The sequence below is a fragment of the Paenibacillus sp. ACRRX genome (assembly GCF_022346885.1).
Lineage (GTDB): Bacteria > Bacillota > Bacilli > Paenibacillales > Paenibacillaceae > Paenibacillus_B.
The window spans coordinates 914,080-931,325 of the sequence record NZ_JAKRNK010000002.1; the positions used below are offsets into that span (position 1 = coordinate 914,080).

Genomic DNA, 17,246 nt, shown 5'->3' on the forward strand with positions numbered 1-17,246 from the left:
TTAAAAAAGCGCCCGAAATTGGGCGCATTATAAACCGATTTTTAATTGCATTTTCAACGCTTCAAATCCGGCTTCATCAAACTTCGGCGTTTGCTTAGTCATGTGTCCGGCTTCTTTTCGCAAACTTCCGATAAACCTTCGGAAATCTTCTTCGTTCAAGTTTGGCGCGGCTTGAACGCTAATTTGCGTTAGCCAATTCTCCGCATTTACCCGTTTATTCGCGTCTAATACGTCGAACAAGTCCATGATGTAATATCCATTGCTAAACTCAACTTGGGTCTTCCCGAGTCGAACAGCACATTCGATAAAGAATTGATCTAACGTTAAGTTGCGTCTTGGCTCATCGCCGGAATCTTCGGAATCACCTTGCCCAAGACGCTCTGTCCGTTTTTTAAAAGTTCACCGAAATTATTGACCTTCACGGTCGCAGCGTAAAACTCGACCAACTCGTCCAGTGCGCCATTTTTTCGGATGTACTCCTCATCTAAGTCCGTTAACAACGCAGTTATTCGGACAACTTCGTCGAATGTCTCACGCAAGGCAACGACTAAAAATCCGATTCTATCGGCTGCTGGCGCACTGATTACCGAGATAATCATTTGCGGTAGTATCTGAATCGAGTTGAACAGTTCTTCCCACTTCTCAATTGTGATTTTGCGAACGCGAACGTTACGCTCGCCGATCCGAACTGTATCTGAACGCTTAAAATTAAGCATTTATTTTCGCCTCCATGAAATAAAATAAGGCGACGCAATGAGCGCCGCCAATCGATATTAAGGGGTTGCTTTTACCGTTTCGTCGCCTAGAATCAAGACGATGTCCTTGTCGTCAGGGGTTGAGCTTAACGTCACATTCGTGATTCGCTCATTGTCATTGTCGTAGTTGTACTGCAATTCTGTCTCCGGAAATGCTAATGGAAGTGTCGCCCACTTGGACGGATCACTCATTGCTGCTACCGGTTTAATAACAACTTTCTTTGCCATTGTAATCAAATCGTGGCCGACTGCCGTACTGATCACGACTTTCTTGCCGTCACCTGTTGCGGCCTTGACTAGAGTAGCACCGACCATGATTTGCGGAATCTTATCGAGGTCATATTCACCAAAGGGTACTGTTACCTTTGCGTTTCGTCCCGTGATCCGTTTAGAGACGACTGTCTCACCTTTTTGGTCAATCTTCTGCTCGCGGTAAGTTGTTTCTACCGTCAGCACGACGCCGCCAATCGTTGTCTCAAAGATAACTTTATCCTGAGCGTCACCATACTCGACAATCGCGGGTCCAAGTTCGATTTTCTTTACATCACTCGCCATTTATCGTTCCTCCTCCGAAATAGAAAAAGGCGACTCCATCTCGGAATCGCCCATCAATGCTCGTATTAAATTGTCGTCACTGTAAAATTAAGCGAATATGTAGCGCGTCCATTCTCGTCCTTTCCAAGATATATTGGACTGGACTGATCCGCGACACACTTAATGATTCGTTGAGTTCCGAAATAAAACTCGGCCTTTCTGTTAAGCTCGGCGTATATCGCGTTAGCATTCGAGTCGGCAACCGAGGTACTCTTCGCACGCAATATGACCTGAAACGAGGGCTTCCGCTTGCTCGTCCACTCCGACGGTGGGAATCCGCCAGTCAATCGTACATATGCGCAATCATCCGGATTACCTGCCACAAACTCATTCGGCACATACGTGTAGGGCACAGCCTGCCGCAAATATCCGGTAATATCCGTCAGATTCATTGTCGCGCAATCTCCCTTCGTATACCGTCCGCTATCATCTGTTTATGCCGATCCGCACGTTCCTTGAGCGGTCGTTCGAGGTATTTGGGCTGCGTTCCAGGAGTCGTAGGGTTCTTAAATCGAGATCCTGAATATCCGTCGCCGCTATGCAGCTCATGCGTTATCAGCGCGTAGTTGATGACATTTCCGTGTTTGTCCATCTCTGTCGCGTTAAAATAAACCTCGCCAGTTACGCCCGTCAGCGTAGCCTCAACGTTTTTACCACTCGTACGTCTTAACTGACCTTTGTCAAGAGGAGCCAAGTCCCTCGATACGCGAAGTAAATCGTCCATTGCGTCATGCATTCCGACCTTTGCGCCCTCCTGAACTTCCCTTTTGCGAATATCCATCATCGCTAGAAAGCCAGAAAAATCAAACTCCATCATTCGCAGCTCACCACCGTTAGAATCGCTTTGCCGTTCAGCCACCTTTTAGGATCAATTGAAATTGGCGCATAGGTCTCCGTGACTCCGTTTTCGTCGGTAAACTCGAATTTATCGGACGTGGATATTTTCGGAAGCTTGTTGAACAAGAGCTGCGCGGATGAAACGACTTCTTGTCCATGTTGGTTCCGTACTAACTTTGTTTCGTTTGTCACGCGACACTTAGCTTCGTACGGCGTTCCGTAAACAGGCTCGTTCCAATCCGGGTCATTGCTGATAAAAGGCGAAACGACAACGGTTTGCTTCAGTGGAACTCCCAACGGCATCTACAGCACCGTCCATTTCGCTTGCCGTGCGCCAATCTTAACGCCGTTATCGGCTCCAATAATGTCAAGCGCAGATTGTGGAATCCAGTTCTCGACACCGGACTTCGCCCAATCCTTAAACGTAAAGCTCGCGACTCCTGTAAGAGAAAATGCCGCAATTCCTTGCTGTTGCAACCGGTTTGTATCGTTAAATGCGATTGCTAACTCGTTGCTAAACTCATATACCGCAGCATCAGGTACCGTCAGCTTCGGATATTTGGTCGTCAATGTACGAAAGGCGACGTTAACAATCCGTTGTTTTTTCGCTTCGTCACAATCCGACCAGTCCTCTACGTCTATACAATTTGCCGCGATATACGCGTCAGCTTCCGTTATATTTACCGCCATTAGCGACACCTCCATTATTTTGCGGAGGCTTTGCGTCGAGTTGACGGTTTTTCCTCCGGTTTCGATTCATCTTCTTGCGGTTGCTCCATTGTAGGAGCTTCCGGCTCCGGTTCATCCTCTTTCGGCTGCACTACTTCGGAAGCGATAGTTTCCGGTTCATCGATGCGTTGAATGTATCCGGGAACCAGTGTATCCAGCTCCGCGACGATAGTTGTTTCCTCAGTCACATATAAACCGAAGTAATCGAATACTACCGTCTGCTTGCCGATTTTCACTTCATAAAATGGTCGCGCTTGGTACTTCGCCAAGTCACACACTCCTTTCAACGTAAATAAAGGCGCCCGAAAGCGCCCAACGAAAATTAGGATACCGAAGTCGAAATGTTCTCTAGTACCGCGATTTTCTCGGCAGCGTTCTTGACCTTCGCACCGAGTTCTCCGCGAATCTGGCGAGCAACGAAGTCAGCACCAGGAACCGAAGCATCAACATCATAGATGTTACGCAGCGTGTGTAAGCTCAGGATGTTACGGTCAAATAACATCATCTTGTTCTTCGGCATGTTCGGGTCAACGATAATTGTTGCATCACTTCCGCCGACAATATCGCCTACAAACGTCGAGATGCGGTGCCCTGTAGTCGTATCTGTACGCTCAACGCGTATTGCGTCCTTCGCCAGCTTCGAGATCTGACGTGCGCCAGCGGTATTAGTCAAAATCGTATTTACGTTACCACCACGTTGGAACACTTTTTCCATAACATCGTTCAACGCTTTTGCGGAAACTTCATCGCCATTAAGATTTTGAGTTGCAGCATTTTTCTTTTGCGCGAAGTACAACAAACCACCTGTCATGCTCGGTTGGACGCTCTTGCGACCTTCGATACGACGGCCATAAATCAACCAATCATTCAGTTCGCGAGCCATCTCCTTCAAACGGAGTTGAACTTGGTAGTCTAGTTCGTTCGTCACGTTGTATGTGCTTACCGCTTGTTGAGTGTTGGACACAGACGCGTATCGCTCGATGATCTGAGTAAAGTTGAAATCGACATGACGATCATGACTTTCATCTTGGCCAGGCATTGCGCCTTGATGCTGCGGACGGGATACGATTCGAATCTCGTCGCCGGTTTTATGTGTAGCTTTAGGAGTACCGTCAAACCCACGTTCAACCGTTACCACATCACCCGTAATAGATACCACTTTGACGTACTCTTCGCCCAGGACAACGAGTGCGTTCACCTTGAATTTTTCGCCGTCGTCGGCTTTAACTGTTAATGCAGTTGCTGCATTATCTACATCAGCCGCAAGGGTTGCACGATTGGAATTTAAGTTGTCAGACATCCACTCATACTTCGTTTGTTTCAATGGTTCGCCATTAATTCCGATGAGACTGAGCAATGTAGGTTCGTCGTCGATGATTAGTGAAATTCCTGCCGATAGATCACGAATTTGATCTTGGAAATCATAAGTTTGTGCACCGAAAAATGTCATTAACAAATCTCTCCTTTAATTTTCAAATAAAAATAGCCGCCAACTTGTTAGCTGGTGACTCTACTTAATAAGTCCTTTTAACTTGTTTGAAAGCTCAATAACCTTGCTAAAATCCTTGCGCTTCTTCGCTTCTTCAAGCTGCGCTTCAAGTGTTCTCGTTTTCCCCTCGGAATCTGGCGGAGGATCACCTATCGTCCTTGGTTTGATCGGATTCTGCGCGACCAAAAACGGGTTATCTTCGGTGAGTGCCTTTACTGCATCCTTAACACCAAGTACGTTTCCGTCATCATCTACGGAAACTCCAGCTAAGTCTACAAGTTTAAACGCAGCTTCTACGTACTCAATTCCCGCGTTTTTCGCTTCTAGGGTAAATTCAGCGCGAATAAGACGCTTGTTCGCAGACTCTATTTTCACTTTTCCCGCATCCTCGGCCTCTTGTGCTTTCTTGAGTGCTTCGCTTTTTTCTGCTTCGATGCGTTCTAATTCCGTCATTTGCGCTTTTTTACGCTCATCTTCCGCCGTTTGAAGCTCTGTTAGTTGCGATTTAATCTCGTCGTAATCTCCGTATTTCTTACGCTCACGTTCGAGACGTTGCGAAACAATGGTGTCAAGCTCTGCTTGAGTGAACGTTTTATCCGGTTCCGGCGTTGGATTTGCTGGCGGTTCTTGCGGAGTTGGCTCCGGGTCACCTTCCGCGAACAATTGGAGATTGAGTTTATGTGCAAAACGCTTCGTTACTTTATTCATCATAATTCCTCCCGTATAAAGCCCGTCGGCTATATCTTCCGTCAGTTTTATGACATGTCGTAGGTCAACGCTCTACGGCGTGGAATAATATTCGATGATTCGTGGACGTCCAACCTTTAGCGTAAAGGCACTCGTGGCCTGCGAGTACGTAATCCATTCGGTCGAGACCGTCCCTGCTGGTGTTGTTATCTCCGCACTAATTCGAACATTATCGAGACGCTTTAGCGTTGGCGACCGTAGGAGAAACACCGCACTTCCGATAACAGCGTTCGAAGAGTCCTTGAACTGGAAATAAGACGTGACCACGTTGTCGACGTCTGATTCGTAATCGATATCTAGTTCAACGCGATATGTTCGCCCAGCAACCAATGTTGCTGGTAGCACGCATCGAATACCGCCGGTCTTTGAGTCGATGCCTTGCTCTTTGCGGATCACTTGCCACATTGACGACGAATCGTTAGGGCTAACTTCTCTTCGGTAACTAAGAAGAGTGCCTGCCGAACCATATTGCATCCAACCGTTAGCTACCGAATTACTACCCGAAAAAGTCGGATTAGGAACGATGCTTTCTGCGTCTCCGCCAAACAATGTCGGAATTTTACGCTGATTTCTAGGCAAGTAGCTTGCGACTAGCTTCGCGATCTCCGTCATTCCCGCAGTTGTTGGGTGGAGCTTGTCCGGTAGCAAAAATCCGTCTTTGGGTGTTCCGTCTGGCTTGCTAAACGCTGTATATAAGTCAATGATTTCGAGACCTTGACGCAAGCAATGTGCATAAATCCACGTATTAAGCTTGCGAATCGTCGGTAGATGCGCGAGATTATCGCTTCGTGGCGGTATTGTACACCAGATTGGCGTGATATTATTTGAGATTAATTTATTTGTTATCGCTGTGATATCCGCTGTGATGTCTGCGAGTGGCCGAGCACTATTGATATCGTTAGTTCCGCCAAGGATTACACATATTCCTGGACGATGTGCGATGACATCCGCATCAATCCGCTGTAGCATCTGTGCGACAGTATTTCCGGAAACCCCGCTGTTTCGAACAAAACCACCAGTATGAAATGATAGCCATGTCGGATACATCCGAACACCTGCTGCATCACCCGAGGTAATCGAATCACCAAAACAAACAATTCTGTCGTTAACCAGTGTGCTACTTATGAACGGCGTTTCGTTCCCCCTACTTTGCTGTAATTCTTGGATGATGTCCCCTAGTTTTAGTTCATTGGCAACAGGCATTGAGTAGTTTAATCGTTCTTTCACTGAATCTGTTATTACTGTTTTCACAATCCACTTTCACCCCTTATTGATTTAGGAGCGCTGGATCTCGCAACGGTGTTACCACGTGACGGCAGCAAGGGTGAAAGATTTCATTTCGAGGTAAATCGCCTATATATGGATAATCTCCGGGAGCATCCCGCACTAACTTTACTATTTGGCCTTCCCATTTGCGGCAAACATCCTTCGCATTGTGTCGCGAAATGACTCCGTAAAATGCACCGCGAGTAATTGCTTCGTTGAGCGTTGCCTCTTTGTGCGCCTCTAAAGATTTCGTCCGCGTAATCATATCGACGTAAACTTCCGGCTTCCAACGACGGCCGGCTGCGTCAATTATTCCGGTGTTAACCGAATCCCCGAGCTTCTTCTTGAGTCCGTCGAGGATATCGCGATTGATCGTCTTTCTGCCGTTAATTCCTCGCGCCATGTTCATACGCATTGATTCGGCGGTGACTTGGCGGATAGTTGTCCGTACACGACGGTCGACATTCTGTGTAACAGCGAGAAGATCCGCTTGGGTATCCGCAACCACTGCTGCAACCATTTCGCGATTGATCTTGTTGAATGAAACGACCTTTGCCGCATCTTTAACGTCAAGTGCGACGAGCGCGGTTAATACGCCGTTTTGTGCAGCAATCGGAATATTTTCGGCTACCCATGCCGCAGACTCATCGTTAAGTGATGCCAAAACTTTCGACACTTCCGTTAACATCGCGGCTGTATTAGCGCGAGTCATATTCGAGATATCGACACGGTCGAGTGTCCGAAATATCTCACGAACTGCACTCTTATATGCCTTTACAAGCTTGTCCGTTGAGTATCGATATTCTGGCTCGGGAATCTTCGTCGTCATTCAACTACCTCAACTTCGTTATACACAGAGCTGGTGACGGTACCCATTGCGTCCTTCTCGTCTTGTCCGATCCGTACCATTATCGCTTTAGCATGGGAATCGTCCACGCCGTCCAATTTCTTGATCGCAGTATGGACGTCTAATGTCGACTTTCCGCCCGTACGAATCTGTGCAATCTCCGCCTGTTCCTTATCGTCCACTGGGAGTCCGTCATTCCAAGCGATTTTTGGATAAATTGGCTCGTAACTTTCGAAGCCGTCTACCCCTCTATTCGCAAAGTTTTCGAGTTCCATTGCCGTCCATAGTGCGTCTCGAATCGCTTTATCGACATGTACACGGATGCGATTGACCTTCGCTAAAATTGGCATGAATCTCGCTTTGATCGCGCCGGAATCCGTATGTGACGTACCTGATCCACCTCGCGAATCGCCTGCGAGAGTCGTACCAAACAACCACTGCGGGGTCTCGGACATTTGGAATACCATTCCAAGCAGATAGTCAAGTTCCTTAAACGCGCCGTCTAGTTGGCTATTCCAAACCATATAACCAGGCGTTGCGTCTTCCTTGCCAACTGGAATATATTTGCCGCCAAGACGAACAGAAGCACCATCGCCCTCCTCGAGGTCATCAGGACCATACGCGGTTGGATCAGAGTGCTTCCACAAAATATAATCGATCTGCACTAGACGATCATTAATAGCGGCAAGTAGTGACTCGATTTTCTCTACACCACTTACGCCTTCCCATCGGTCATCTAGCGACTTATACGGGATGTGAAACACCAACGGACGGGCAACGCCAGTCTCGACAATATCCTCTTCGCGGCCAGTCGGAAGCTTCTCACCTATCCGAAATAACTCAACGGGCACACCGTATCGGTTATCGATGCCGTTCGTATGTAAACGATAACGCTCGTACAGAATGAATCCTGGGACGTGACGTTCAACGTTAAGATGCGGAATTGCATTCATCTTCTCGCGAGAGAACTTTGACGTGAAAAATCCGTTTGGCTCCTCAACCCATTCGACCCATGCGATATTTACCGCCTTAAACTTCTTTTTCGAGCCTCGCGCCAACTCCGGAAACACAATCGAAGCATCCACCGTTTCAATGATCGATTCTTGCTTTGCATTCGGAGGTAATAACCCTTCCGGAATCGCCGAAAAGTCTTGCGCGAAGCCATGCCGGACTTTGAAGAACGAATCGCCTCGATATCCTGCACCGATAACCGATTCGTGAATCCTTGCGGTCATGTCGTTCTCCTCGACAATCGAATTCAAAGCCTTTTGTTCGCGGGAATCGTCGGGCTTTCCGGACTCGTATGTCGGTGGTTCCCCAACGAGCAAATCCGACGGCTTCGTTAGTAGCACATCGACAATGTTGCACGCGATATACAGCTTTTTAAGTTGCGGTGCGGCCGGCGTGTCTTTGAGTAATGCAGCAGCTCGTTCGTACACTTCGTATAATCTACCGTCAAATATCGTACGACCACGTTCATACTTCGCTAACCTTTCAATGTGGGATTGCGGTGGAAACTGCTTTCCGACATCGATAAGTTTCGATGTTCGCGTAATAAAATCCGTAATGGTTAATCCCTCCTTTAGCTGATATGATTAGAAGTAAAGGGGTGTAGTCGTGGCTAAAATAACAACTACCAAGAACAAACTAATTAAGAACAAACGAAATAAACAGCTCCTAGAGATACTTATAAGTCTTGAAAAGTGTAACTTCACTCTTAATCTCACAACTAGAAGACCTAAGGAAACAAGATCTCCCCTATTCTTACATGAGGCACCAATTTCAATGTTATTTACAATCGGCTCACTCTACGAAGCCTTATTAGGGTTCGACGCATTAAAAAATGAAATTATATCAGAACTACTATCTAAGCCAAATGACAATGTTAAAGAAATGGTAGACTTTATTAACTCAACTGACGTACAAGACTTCAAAAATAAAGTACTGAGAACCACTAGAAATAGAAGCTCATTTCACGTAGATAAAAGGATCATCAGTCGTTACTTCGCTGATTCAGATGAAGAGGATGAAGAATGCTTGTTATGGGTTGAAGGTGACGGAGAACTCCCGCACTCCCCAATTTCCAGCGACATATTGAGCTGGTATTTCATAAGTATGTTTAAGAAACTAGATTTCCTCGACAACACTATCTTTATGGCGGATATTCACAATAAACTGCGATACATAACGACATATTTAATGATCGAGTGGTACGAAGTTGCTGTAGAACAATCCTAAATCCAAGATGGCTTACGGCGTACCTTACGTACGCCTTTTTTACTTGCTGATATCGCCATTTCCAGTGCGTCCGGCATATCATCATGCCATTTACTACCGTAGCGCTCAAAATGCTCAAGCAACAACGTATGTTCACGATTAAATCGAATAGTTCCGTTTTCAATATCGGGAAGCATCGCCTCAATCCGAAGTTCCTTACGCGTCCTTTGATGGATCTCTTTCACCCGATTACGCGCAGGATACCCTTTTTCTTGTAGCGCTTGTTTGAGCTTCTGAACAAAGAACTCTTGTGCCATTTGCGCTTCAGCCGCGATGCCGTCCGGTTGATACTGCATGACCTTCTCGACGATTATTCGCATAAATTCGTCTGGATGGATTCGAGCACCAAACGCGTCCACAACGTAATATGCACCAAGCTTTTTATGCTTGGCCGTCGTAACTATCGCAGAGTAGTCGCCTTTCTGTTTACCCATCGCAAAGTCGATGCCCATCCCGAAATAGTACTCGCTGTGATCGAACTTCATCGCCGTATCGTAATATTTGAAACGCTCAGGTTTGAATATCTGCGACTCTTCGTCAATAGGGTTATTTTGAAACTCTGTATTAAACGCCTTGTTGCCGTAGTTCATCTTTTCCAACATGAGAAACTGTATCGGAAACCGTGATGACCACAAGACCTCTGCGCCTTCCTCCATCTCGTCTCGATTGGATTCGAAGAAGGTTAGTGCAGCTTTTACGTTGGGAGCTGCGGTTTCGTCGTCCATCTCTTCCATTGCGGCAACTTCTTCGTCACAAGGTTCGTACTCCTTGTAAATTCGTTCAAATTCCGCCCAAAGATCGGCGCGTTCCGGTTGCTTGATTATCGCAGGGAAACTATTCTTAACGAAATCCTTCCGCTCTTTCAGAACGTAATTAAGCAAGCTATCGTGATGGACTAGTGTTCCCATGAATATAATAGCAGTCTGCGTCGGATCGTACGCAGGCATCAAGTCTGCGTTGAGCCAATCCTTCGCTTTCTGGCGTAACTCAGGTGTGTTGTTAGAATCCCGCGATTCCAAGTCATCGAGAAGAATAAGGTCCGGACGCTGCGCACCGTTACGGAAACCGCGAATCTGCATCCCGAGTGACGTCGCTTCCATCTTCGCGCCAGATGTCGTAAGGAACGCTTCTTCCGAATCCTTCTCATTCATCGTCTTTTTTTCGTATAAGAGTTCGCCAAAGTCATCCCGAAGTTTAACGTTGTACTTGAGTTGTCCGGCTACCCACTTGATAAACTTCTTCGATCCCGCGTTGGTCTCCGATATGATCAGAATCATCCGACGCTTGCGATACGCAATCTCATGTACCGGAAAAGCATTCGATAAATACGCAGATTTAGCGTGACCACGAGACGCAGCCCATGCGATACGTGCCGTTCGATTGACGTTAGAAACCGAGTCAAGAATCCGCGAAAGCTTCTGGTGAAAATTCGGCGCGTCGTCCATATCAACGGATGTTGTCGGTACGAGATTGTCCGAATTCCCAGGATTGCGAGCTTCCGAGAAGTATTCGTAGAAGAAGTAGAGCATGTCCACTTCCGCACGATGAATTCGCGTTAAACGCTTCAACTCGGCAACATCCCCGCGAAGCATCTCGACATGATAATCGGTCCCGCGTCCAGATTGCACAAGCGCTTTCAGCTTTGTCGCGCGTTCGGAAATAACGGCGATGCGCTCGGCGCGTTTTTCGCGGTCAAGCCATCGTCCGTCTACGTAAGCCAAGCACAATCGCCTCCGTTACTTAATGAATTCCCAATCCTCTGCAAGTACGTCAGTCTGTGAGGCAAGCCACGGGACGATGGTATCCTGTACTGTTTTCATGTAGATAAAGTCTTGTGTACGATAACCATCTCGAAACCCACCGCCTTCACACAATCCAAGATACATACCTTTACCATTCCACCCTGCTCGTGCAACTTTATCTCCCTGCTTCAATACCTCAATCGCTTGTCCGAAATTCATAAAATTCCCTCCGTTATTCTTCGCTCGGCACTTCAGCAAGCAGCTCGTCCAATTCCTCGATATCCTTCGCGATATCATCCGTACTACGAGATCCGCCTACATCCTTCGTCTCGACTACCGTCTTATCCGTCAGTAATCCGTGACGACGCAAGTATAGGTCGATTCCCTTAACGGATGGCATCGCATTTTCCCCTTTCGGGTCGATGAGTTTCATCAAGTTCCGGTAAACGACGACTCGCTTCGATTCGAGAAAATCATCACACAACAGGTTCACGTATTCGATAAACGTCTTGTTTTGCGTACGCCATTTATAGAGTTCGTTCCGTCGATAGCCTACTTGTTCCGCAATTTCATCGAATGTCATTCGCGTTTGTGTGTCCTCCGCAAGCTCCCGTTCAACACAAAGAAGCGCAGCCTCCCGTTGCTTCGCGGTAAGCTTCGCCTCTAGCGCTCTTTTCCGTTGTTCAGACGCCAATACGCCGCCTCCTTCGTTTGTAATATAGCAATCGCATGTTTTTACCGTAGAATTTACGTGAAATTAGCCGTTTTCCCACCGAAAAGGTACAAACACCTTATCGCGAAAGGAAAACGATAATTTCACGGTGATTTTACGTAATCCTTCGTAGATGCTTTCGGCACCCCCGACTTCAAAAAATTGTACGCAGGTTACAATCGTCGGATGCCGCGAATCTTAAGCATACTCTTGGGGGTTTGTCAACAATTATTTTTACTTATTTTATTTACATTTAATTGGTAGTTCGTAGTAATTACGTTATGCAACGTTTATGCATATACATGTGTACAAAACTCTGGTTTTAGACTACAGTAAATCCCGGAAACCCGCGCCACTACGCCGTTTATTTCGTATGCATAAAATAACGTTATGCAACGAATATGCATTACCATTTGGCACCGATAAACATCCGCATAACTACGCGGTTTATGTCCGTTTACTGTCGCGAGTAACTGGTAGTTTATGCAACGGGTAGCACACGAACGCTCATTCGTTTATGCAACGATTATGCATCGCATATCAACGATGATTCCCGGTGGATTCCGGCTTGACTCGACGCCCCCGTGAGTTTGACGAGGGCCTCCGGTCGTTACCGCCCAACCGATGATATACGCGAATAGGTACTTATATGAGTCCGCCTAACCTCGTATGCTACCGTATCGGCAACGTATCCCCACGCCAACCAATCGCTTCATTAAATGCCGTTTAATCTAACGTCAATCATCCGTAAGATACACACCGTTGTTTCTACCGCAGAATCCGCGGCAAATAAGCCGCTCTCCATACGATCATAGGCGTCATACCTATACGGTAGTAAAGCGGCTAAACTAACGGGAATCATGTGTTATAATCATGCGGATACCTGTCGTGTTTATATGGCCGATAAAGGCGTTGTTGTATTAACGTGGAGCTGATAGCTCATCGAGGATATAAATATAAAAGAGCAAAGGCAGAATTGTGCTGAAGCACAAGCCTTCGCGCCAAGGCGCTCGGCAATGTAGTTATTAGACAACCCACCCGCGCTCTCTTAAATATCCGCGAATAATGTATGTTATAGGTATTGCATGGTCGGCTTGTCCGGCCGTGCTCGCAAGGAACGCAGTTCCGCAGCGATTATCTCTTTCCTTCGTATTTCCCCGTTACCCAAACCGCATTATAATCCGCACATGGACGTAATATCTCGTTAGTCCAGTGTTTATCTTTATCCGTCAATTCAACGTAACCCACTACGACAACATTCGGACGTTGCGTCTTATGTCGTAATCCACAAACGCGTTGTCCGCAGTATATCGCTAGCCAGTAATCAACGTCAGATATCGGAAAGCTTGCGTTCATTACATTCGCTTCCTCTTGTGTTTGAACAACGAAAAGTATGTACGCCATGAATCGGACTCCCTCCCGTTAAATTTACCGATTGGAGAAGATTAAGATATAATTTAACACCCAAAATGGCGACTCACTTAGTGCCACGTGGAGTTTCGGCGTTTTATGTTGTACGAATAAGCACACCTTTTTACCCCGTTTTGTACGAATAAGCACACCTTTTTATTTCGCCTTAGTCGAAAACATGGCGATAAGTGTGTCGTCCGGCTTCGTACTTTTCCGATAAAATACGTTCGGATTGAATACGTAGGAGGTTGTATCTCCGACAGTTAATCGAGCAATTACGTATTCATTACCGAACTTCATCCGGGGAAGTCGCTTATATAACTCCTTCGGATCGATTCCGATTGCCTCCGCGAGTTCCTTCCCACTGAACCACCGAATCTTCTCCGGATCGCGTTCGAGTGGATTCGCACATAATGCATTTGTCCCGTAGTGTACAAACGCAAACATTCGATACATTAACCCGATATCAACCGCCCGTACCTCGCGATATAGCTGTTTTACTTTTGCCGTATATGAACGAACGACGGCTCGATTCTGCGTTACTCCCCGAAAATGATACTTAGGATTAACGCGGTATCCACCGTCGCCCTGTGTGATTATTCCGTGTTCAATACATGCGTTCATGAAGTCGTAGAATGTCTGTCGCTTGCGCTTTAGTTGTAACGCATCGAGCATATCCGCTGACTTCATCGGAGAGCCATCGGCGCTTACAAGTAATCCATCGTCATATCCGACATAGCACTGAAGCAACGTAAGGTATCCACATTGTGCCGTAGTCAATACGCTGATCACTTCGCTTATCGCTTCCATCGCGGTAAAGGTAAAGTCCGGTTGTCTTCCGTTAAATTGACGACGATCTTTGTAAGCTTCAGACTGCGCGATGTTAGTCACCTTGTGTGTGGCTGCTGGCGCATAAACGAGAGTTTCACCGGTTTCTGGATCGAACGCCGTACCGGTTCTGGTAAATGCGATATGCTCTGCGGTGTGCTGTCGATTAATTATCGCCAACCACCGCCATCATCGCACTTTCCAACTCGCGTAACGCCTGCGCAGCTTTCTTTGCTTCGCGTTGGATCGCTTTGAGTCCAACAAGTGCTTCGGATACATCGAGACCCACCGTCATTGTTCCGAGGTTCATTACGTTTAGTTCGCGATGCTTTTCCGCAAATGCGTTTGATTCGCGTGAAGTAGATTCCGCCATATACAACGCCTACCTTTCGAGTGATAAATATAAACGCAAAAAGACCCAACCGGAGAGCGTCCGATCAGGTCACAAAGATTCACCTTTATAGTCATGAGATAAGCACAATTACAACCTCATGAAACAGCTTTTAGTCTAGTAAGTTTAGTTTTATTCTCTTTTATTTCGCTTTCTAGTTCTGCTAATTTTCTAGTTTCTTCTGAATACAAGTACACCTGAGAATTATCAAAATGACCGTATTCACCGTCTTTTGTATAATCATCTCCGATAATCATGGCGCGCTCTTCCTCTAAATCTCTAATGACTAATTCTGTTTCCGCGATTTCTTCTTCGATGTGAACTAGAGCTTCGTCATGATAAACTTTAGCAGAATTTAACCACGGCTTTAGCGTGTTGATTGCGTATGTCTCGTATAATTCTCGCTCTAGTCTGTCCTCGACGAAGTAAACTCTAACCTTCACAATTTTGTCAGCATGTCCATTTGTGACGTCTCTGCCGCGGAGATGTGCGAGCAGTCTGTTTCGTAAGTGTTTTGATTTGCCTACGTACATGACCAGCCCTTCCATGTCATAAATAACGTATATTCCTGTGTCACAACTATCGAAAAGGTATTTCTTTTTGCGGATATCTATTGGCGACAGTTCGATGTGATTGTCAGGTAGTGATATAACTATACCCACGATAACACCTCACTTGCTTTCCAACAGGCGACGAACTCCTGCGTCAATTCACCGCCAGTATCGTAGAGATTGTACGCAAGCACAGCTCCAGGAGATGTGTCGAGTTTGTATTGTTCTGCGCGTGCCTTATTCCGTATCTTTGTGTACTGATCTACGAATAACTGCTCGTGCTCAGTAAGCTTTCTTCGCGCAGGATATCTGTGGTTTCTACCGTCAGCATCGTACGTATGAAACGAATCTAGCGAGGATTCCCCGCCAATATTCGAATCCTGTGAGCCGCGTTGTCCAAATTGTCTGCGCTCTAGTTGCATTCGACTTAAAAACGGATACTCATTATGCGTAACCTTGTGCGGATTGTCGTCCGTCAACTCCTCGCGCAATATATAGTCTGTCAACTGCTCGAGAATGGTTCCGTCAGGTTTCTCGCCTATTTGCGTTATATACTCGTCAATCAACGCCTGCACCGCCGTCATACGCTCGTCTCTGTCCTCGATCTTTGCGTCAATCAAACACGTTGCCGCACGTTCAAATGTTCCCTTATAATCGGAATCCCCTCGGAATGTCTTCAAACAACCGCCTCCAGTCTATAATTGCTGTTGTTACACATCTCAGGTTGATTAGCTCGAATAATCGCCGCAGCCATCAAAGGCGAAACTGAATTGCCGCATTTCGCAACTTGTTCAGACTTAGGAAGTGGCTTTCCATTAAAGATAGGGTCGATTATATAGTCATCAGGAAACCCTTGCCCTCTGTACAACTCGCGGGGAGATAACATTCGCATGCTTATGTCCGTGATGTGGTATGGCGTCCCTTTTACTACGACAAGCCCGAATCTATCTTTCGTCACTATAGTATTAATTGGACTACGGAGGTCCTGTCCCGTGCTTGCTCCGTAGTATGTCGTCAAGAATGCGGACACTCGATGCGACTGTTCCTTCGAAAAGTCCTTTGATAATCGAGTGGTTACAAGCGCAAAACGATTACCGCCGGCTGTTATCGTGTGGAGTGGACTATCTAATTCACTACCTCTCACTTCCGTCGAAGATGTCTCACCGTAATAACTCGATATATAACCTCCAAATATATCCGATTGGTCGGAAGGGGGATCGCTTAACCAGTTTGTGGCACGTACTTGTTCCTCCGATAAGATGTACGGATTATCCTCTTCGATTAGAAATTTAACTATACCGCGAGCTATTCTTCTCTTGGTCTTATCGACAAGCTCTCTTTTACGCGAGAAAATAGATTGACAAGGGATAGACCAGTCGATAATCTCCGCAGCACTCCGAAAAGGAGTATCTATTCCATGAGTCACTTCCGGCCAGACTATCGGTAAGCCATCGCATCGCGCAATAAGGAATAGTCGTTTGCGGGACGTTGGCGCTCCGTAATCACATGCGCGTAGCTCACGCCATTCAACCGCGTAACCTAACGATTGTAATGATTTGACGAAAGACTTAAACGTCACACCCTTTTGCGACTCATCCGGAGTTCCGTTATCTAACAACGGCCCCCAGTCCTTAAACTCTTCTACATTCTCAAGGTAGATACATCGAGGGCGTACAGTAATTGCCCACCTCACAACAACCCACGCTAGTCCTCTAATGCTTTTTTCGCGTGGTTTTCCACCACGCGCTTTGCTGTGATGCGTGCAGTCTGGGCTAAACCACGCTATACCAACAGGACGGTTGCGTGTTGCTTGAATCGGATTTATGTCCCATACCGACTCGCAGTAGTGCTCAGAATCTGGATGATTCGCTTTATGCATAACGATTGCTGCTGGATCGTGGTTAACTGCTATGTCGATGTTGCGTCTCGTAGCTATTTCGATTCCTTCGCTTGCACCGCCGCCACCTGCGAAGTTATCTACGATCAACTCTCTCAACAAACCGCCTCCACTCGTATATTTTCTGAAGCCTGTCCGTTGCCGCGAACAGACTACGATGTTAGGAACAGTAAT

Annotated in this window: 24 protein-coding genes; 1 reads left to right on the plus strand and 23 read right to left on the minus strand. The window is 46.6% G+C overall.

Annotation, left to right across the window (positions count from 1 at the left end):
• Positions 1-27 precede the first annotated feature (27 nt).
• From MH117_RS09665 to MH117_RS09725, 13 genes are all read right to left on the minus strand, one after another.
• Positions 28-246 (minus strand): hypothetical protein, encoded by a 219-nt coding sequence (locus tag MH117_RS09665; protein WP_239328434.1) that lies wholly within the window; start codon positions 244-246, stop codon positions 28-30.
• Positions 247-323: 77 nt separating this feature from the next.
• The gene (locus MH117_RS09670; RefSeq protein WP_239328435.1) at positions 324-716 is read right to left on the minus strand and encodes a hypothetical protein; all 393 of its coding nucleotides are present in this window, start codon (positions 714-716) and stop codon (positions 324-326) included.
• A 57-nt stretch (positions 717-773) separates the two neighbouring features.
• Positions 774-1,310 carry a hypothetical protein gene (locus tag MH117_RS09675; protein ID WP_239328436.1) on the minus strand — a complete coding sequence of 179 codons (537 nt, stop codon included), beginning with the start codon at positions 1,308-1,310 and terminating at the stop codon, positions 774-776.
• Positions 1,311-1,375: 65 nt separating this feature from the next.
• Positions 1,376-1,741, minus strand: a complete 366-nt coding sequence (locus tag MH117_RS09680; RefSeq protein WP_239328437.1) for a minor capsid protein — start codon at positions 1,739-1,741, stop codon at positions 1,376-1,378.
• On the minus strand, positions 1,738-2,208 hold the full coding sequence (locus tag MH117_RS09685) for a hypothetical protein (RefSeq protein ID WP_239328438.1): 471 nt from the start codon (positions 2,206-2,208) through the stop codon (positions 1,738-1,740). Before MH117_RS09685 ends, MH117_RS09680 begins: the two co-directional genes overlap by 4 nt.
• Entirely contained in the window at positions 2,163-2,489 is a 327-nt protein-coding gene (locus tag MH117_RS09690) for a hypothetical protein (RefSeq protein WP_239328439.1), read from the minus strand. The genes MH117_RS09685 and MH117_RS09690 overlap by 46 nt, the downstream gene beginning before the upstream one ends.
• Positions 2,490-2,876 carry a hypothetical protein gene (locus tag MH117_RS09695; protein ID WP_239328440.1) on the minus strand — a complete coding sequence of 129 codons (387 nt, stop codon included), beginning with the start codon at positions 2,874-2,876 and terminating at the stop codon, positions 2,490-2,492.
• Positions 2,877-2,890: 14 nt separating this feature from the next.
• A complete protein-coding gene (locus MH117_RS09700) occupies positions 2,891-3,184 on the minus strand; it encodes a hypothetical protein (protein ID WP_239328441.1) in 294 nt (97 codons plus the stop codon).
• 53 nt (positions 3,185-3,237) lie between these two features.
• A complete protein-coding gene (locus MH117_RS09705) occupies positions 3,238-4,365 on the minus strand; it encodes an SU10 major capsid protein (protein WP_239328442.1) in 1,128 nt (375 codons plus the stop codon).
• A 60-nt stretch (positions 4,366-4,425) separates the two neighbouring features.
• Positions 4,426-5,112, minus strand: a complete 687-nt coding sequence (locus MH117_RS09710; RefSeq protein ID WP_239328443.1) for a phage scaffolding protein — start codon at positions 5,110-5,112, stop codon at positions 4,426-4,428.
• A gap of 72 nt (positions 5,113-5,184) precedes the next feature.
• Positions 5,185-6,402 carry an SGNH/GDSL hydrolase family protein gene (locus MH117_RS09715; protein WP_239328444.1) on the minus strand — a complete coding sequence of 406 codons (1,218 nt, stop codon included), beginning with the start codon at positions 6,400-6,402 and terminating at the stop codon, positions 5,185-5,187.
• 16 nt (positions 6,403-6,418) lie between these two features.
• On the minus strand, positions 6,419-7,246 hold the full coding sequence (locus tag MH117_RS09720) for a phage minor capsid protein (protein WP_239328445.1): 828 nt from the start codon (positions 7,244-7,246) through the stop codon (positions 6,419-6,421).
• Positions 7,243-8,703: a phage portal protein gene (locus MH117_RS09725; protein ID WP_239328446.1), complete on the minus strand. Its 1,461-nt coding sequence runs from the start codon at positions 8,701-8,703 to the stop codon at positions 7,243-7,245. The genes MH117_RS09720 and MH117_RS09725 overlap by 4 nt, the downstream gene beginning before the upstream one ends.
• A gap of 178 nt (positions 8,704-8,881) precedes the next feature.
• Here MH117_RS09725 and MH117_RS09730 point away from each other — a divergent pair, with 178 nt between their 5' ends.
• Entirely contained in the window at positions 8,882-9,502 is a 621-nt protein-coding gene (locus MH117_RS09730; protein WP_239328447.1) for a hypothetical protein, read from the plus strand.
• On the opposite strand, the gene terL is transcribed toward MH117_RS09730, so the two are convergent.
• The 10 genes from terL to MH117_RS09780 form a co-directional block, all read right to left on the minus strand.
• Positions 9,499-11,262 carry a phage terminase large subunit gene (terL, locus tag MH117_RS09735; RefSeq protein ID WP_239328448.1) on the minus strand — a complete coding sequence of 588 codons (1,764 nt, stop codon included), beginning with the start codon at positions 11,260-11,262 and terminating at the stop codon, positions 9,499-9,501. The two genes, MH117_RS09730 and terL, sit on opposite strands and share 4 nt — an antisense overlap.
• Before the next feature lie 15 nt (positions 11,263-11,277).
• Complete coding sequence (locus MH117_RS09740; RefSeq protein WP_239328449.1) at positions 11,278-11,502, minus strand: DUF2829 domain-containing protein; 225 nt, start codon at positions 11,500-11,502, stop codon at positions 11,278-11,280.
• A 13-nt stretch (positions 11,503-11,515) separates the two neighbouring features.
• Positions 11,516-11,977, minus strand: coding sequence for a phBC6A51 family helix-turn-helix protein (locus MH117_RS09745; protein WP_239328450.1), 462 nt, complete (start codon positions 11,975-11,977; stop codon positions 11,516-11,518).
• Between the two features lie 733 nt (positions 11,978-12,710).
• Positions 12,711-12,857 carry a hypothetical protein gene (locus tag MH117_RS09750; RefSeq protein ID WP_239328451.1) on the minus strand — a complete coding sequence of 49 codons (147 nt, stop codon included), beginning with the start codon at positions 12,855-12,857 and terminating at the stop codon, positions 12,711-12,713.
• Between the two features lie 272 nt (positions 12,858-13,129).
• A complete protein-coding gene (locus tag MH117_RS09755; protein WP_239328452.1) occupies positions 13,130-13,399 on the minus strand; it encodes a hypothetical protein in 270 nt (89 codons plus the stop codon).
• 162 nt (positions 13,400-13,561) lie between these two features.
• The gene (locus MH117_RS09760) at positions 13,562-14,413 is read right to left on the minus strand and encodes a hypothetical protein (RefSeq protein WP_239328453.1); all 852 of its coding nucleotides are present in this window, start codon (positions 14,411-14,413) and stop codon (positions 13,562-13,564) included.
• A complete protein-coding gene (locus MH117_RS09765; protein ID WP_239328454.1) occupies positions 14,400-14,606 on the minus strand; it encodes a hypothetical protein in 207 nt (68 codons plus the stop codon). The genes MH117_RS09760 and MH117_RS09765 overlap by 14 nt, the downstream gene beginning before the upstream one ends.
• Before the next feature lie 116 nt (positions 14,607-14,722).
• A complete protein-coding gene (locus MH117_RS09770; protein WP_239328455.1) occupies positions 14,723-15,286 on the minus strand; it encodes a GIY-YIG nuclease family protein in 564 nt (187 codons plus the stop codon).
• On the minus strand, positions 15,277-15,855 hold the full coding sequence (locus MH117_RS09775) for a hypothetical protein (protein WP_239328456.1): 579 nt from the start codon (positions 15,853-15,855) through the stop codon (positions 15,277-15,279). The genes MH117_RS09770 and MH117_RS09775 overlap by 10 nt, the downstream gene beginning before the upstream one ends.
• Positions 15,852-17,171: a DNA cytosine methyltransferase gene (locus tag MH117_RS09780; protein ID WP_239328458.1), complete on the minus strand. Its 1,320-nt coding sequence runs from the start codon at positions 17,169-17,171 to the stop codon at positions 15,852-15,854. The genes MH117_RS09775 and MH117_RS09780 overlap by 4 nt, the downstream gene beginning before the upstream one ends.
• Between the last annotated feature and the right edge of the window lie 75 nt (positions 17,172-17,246).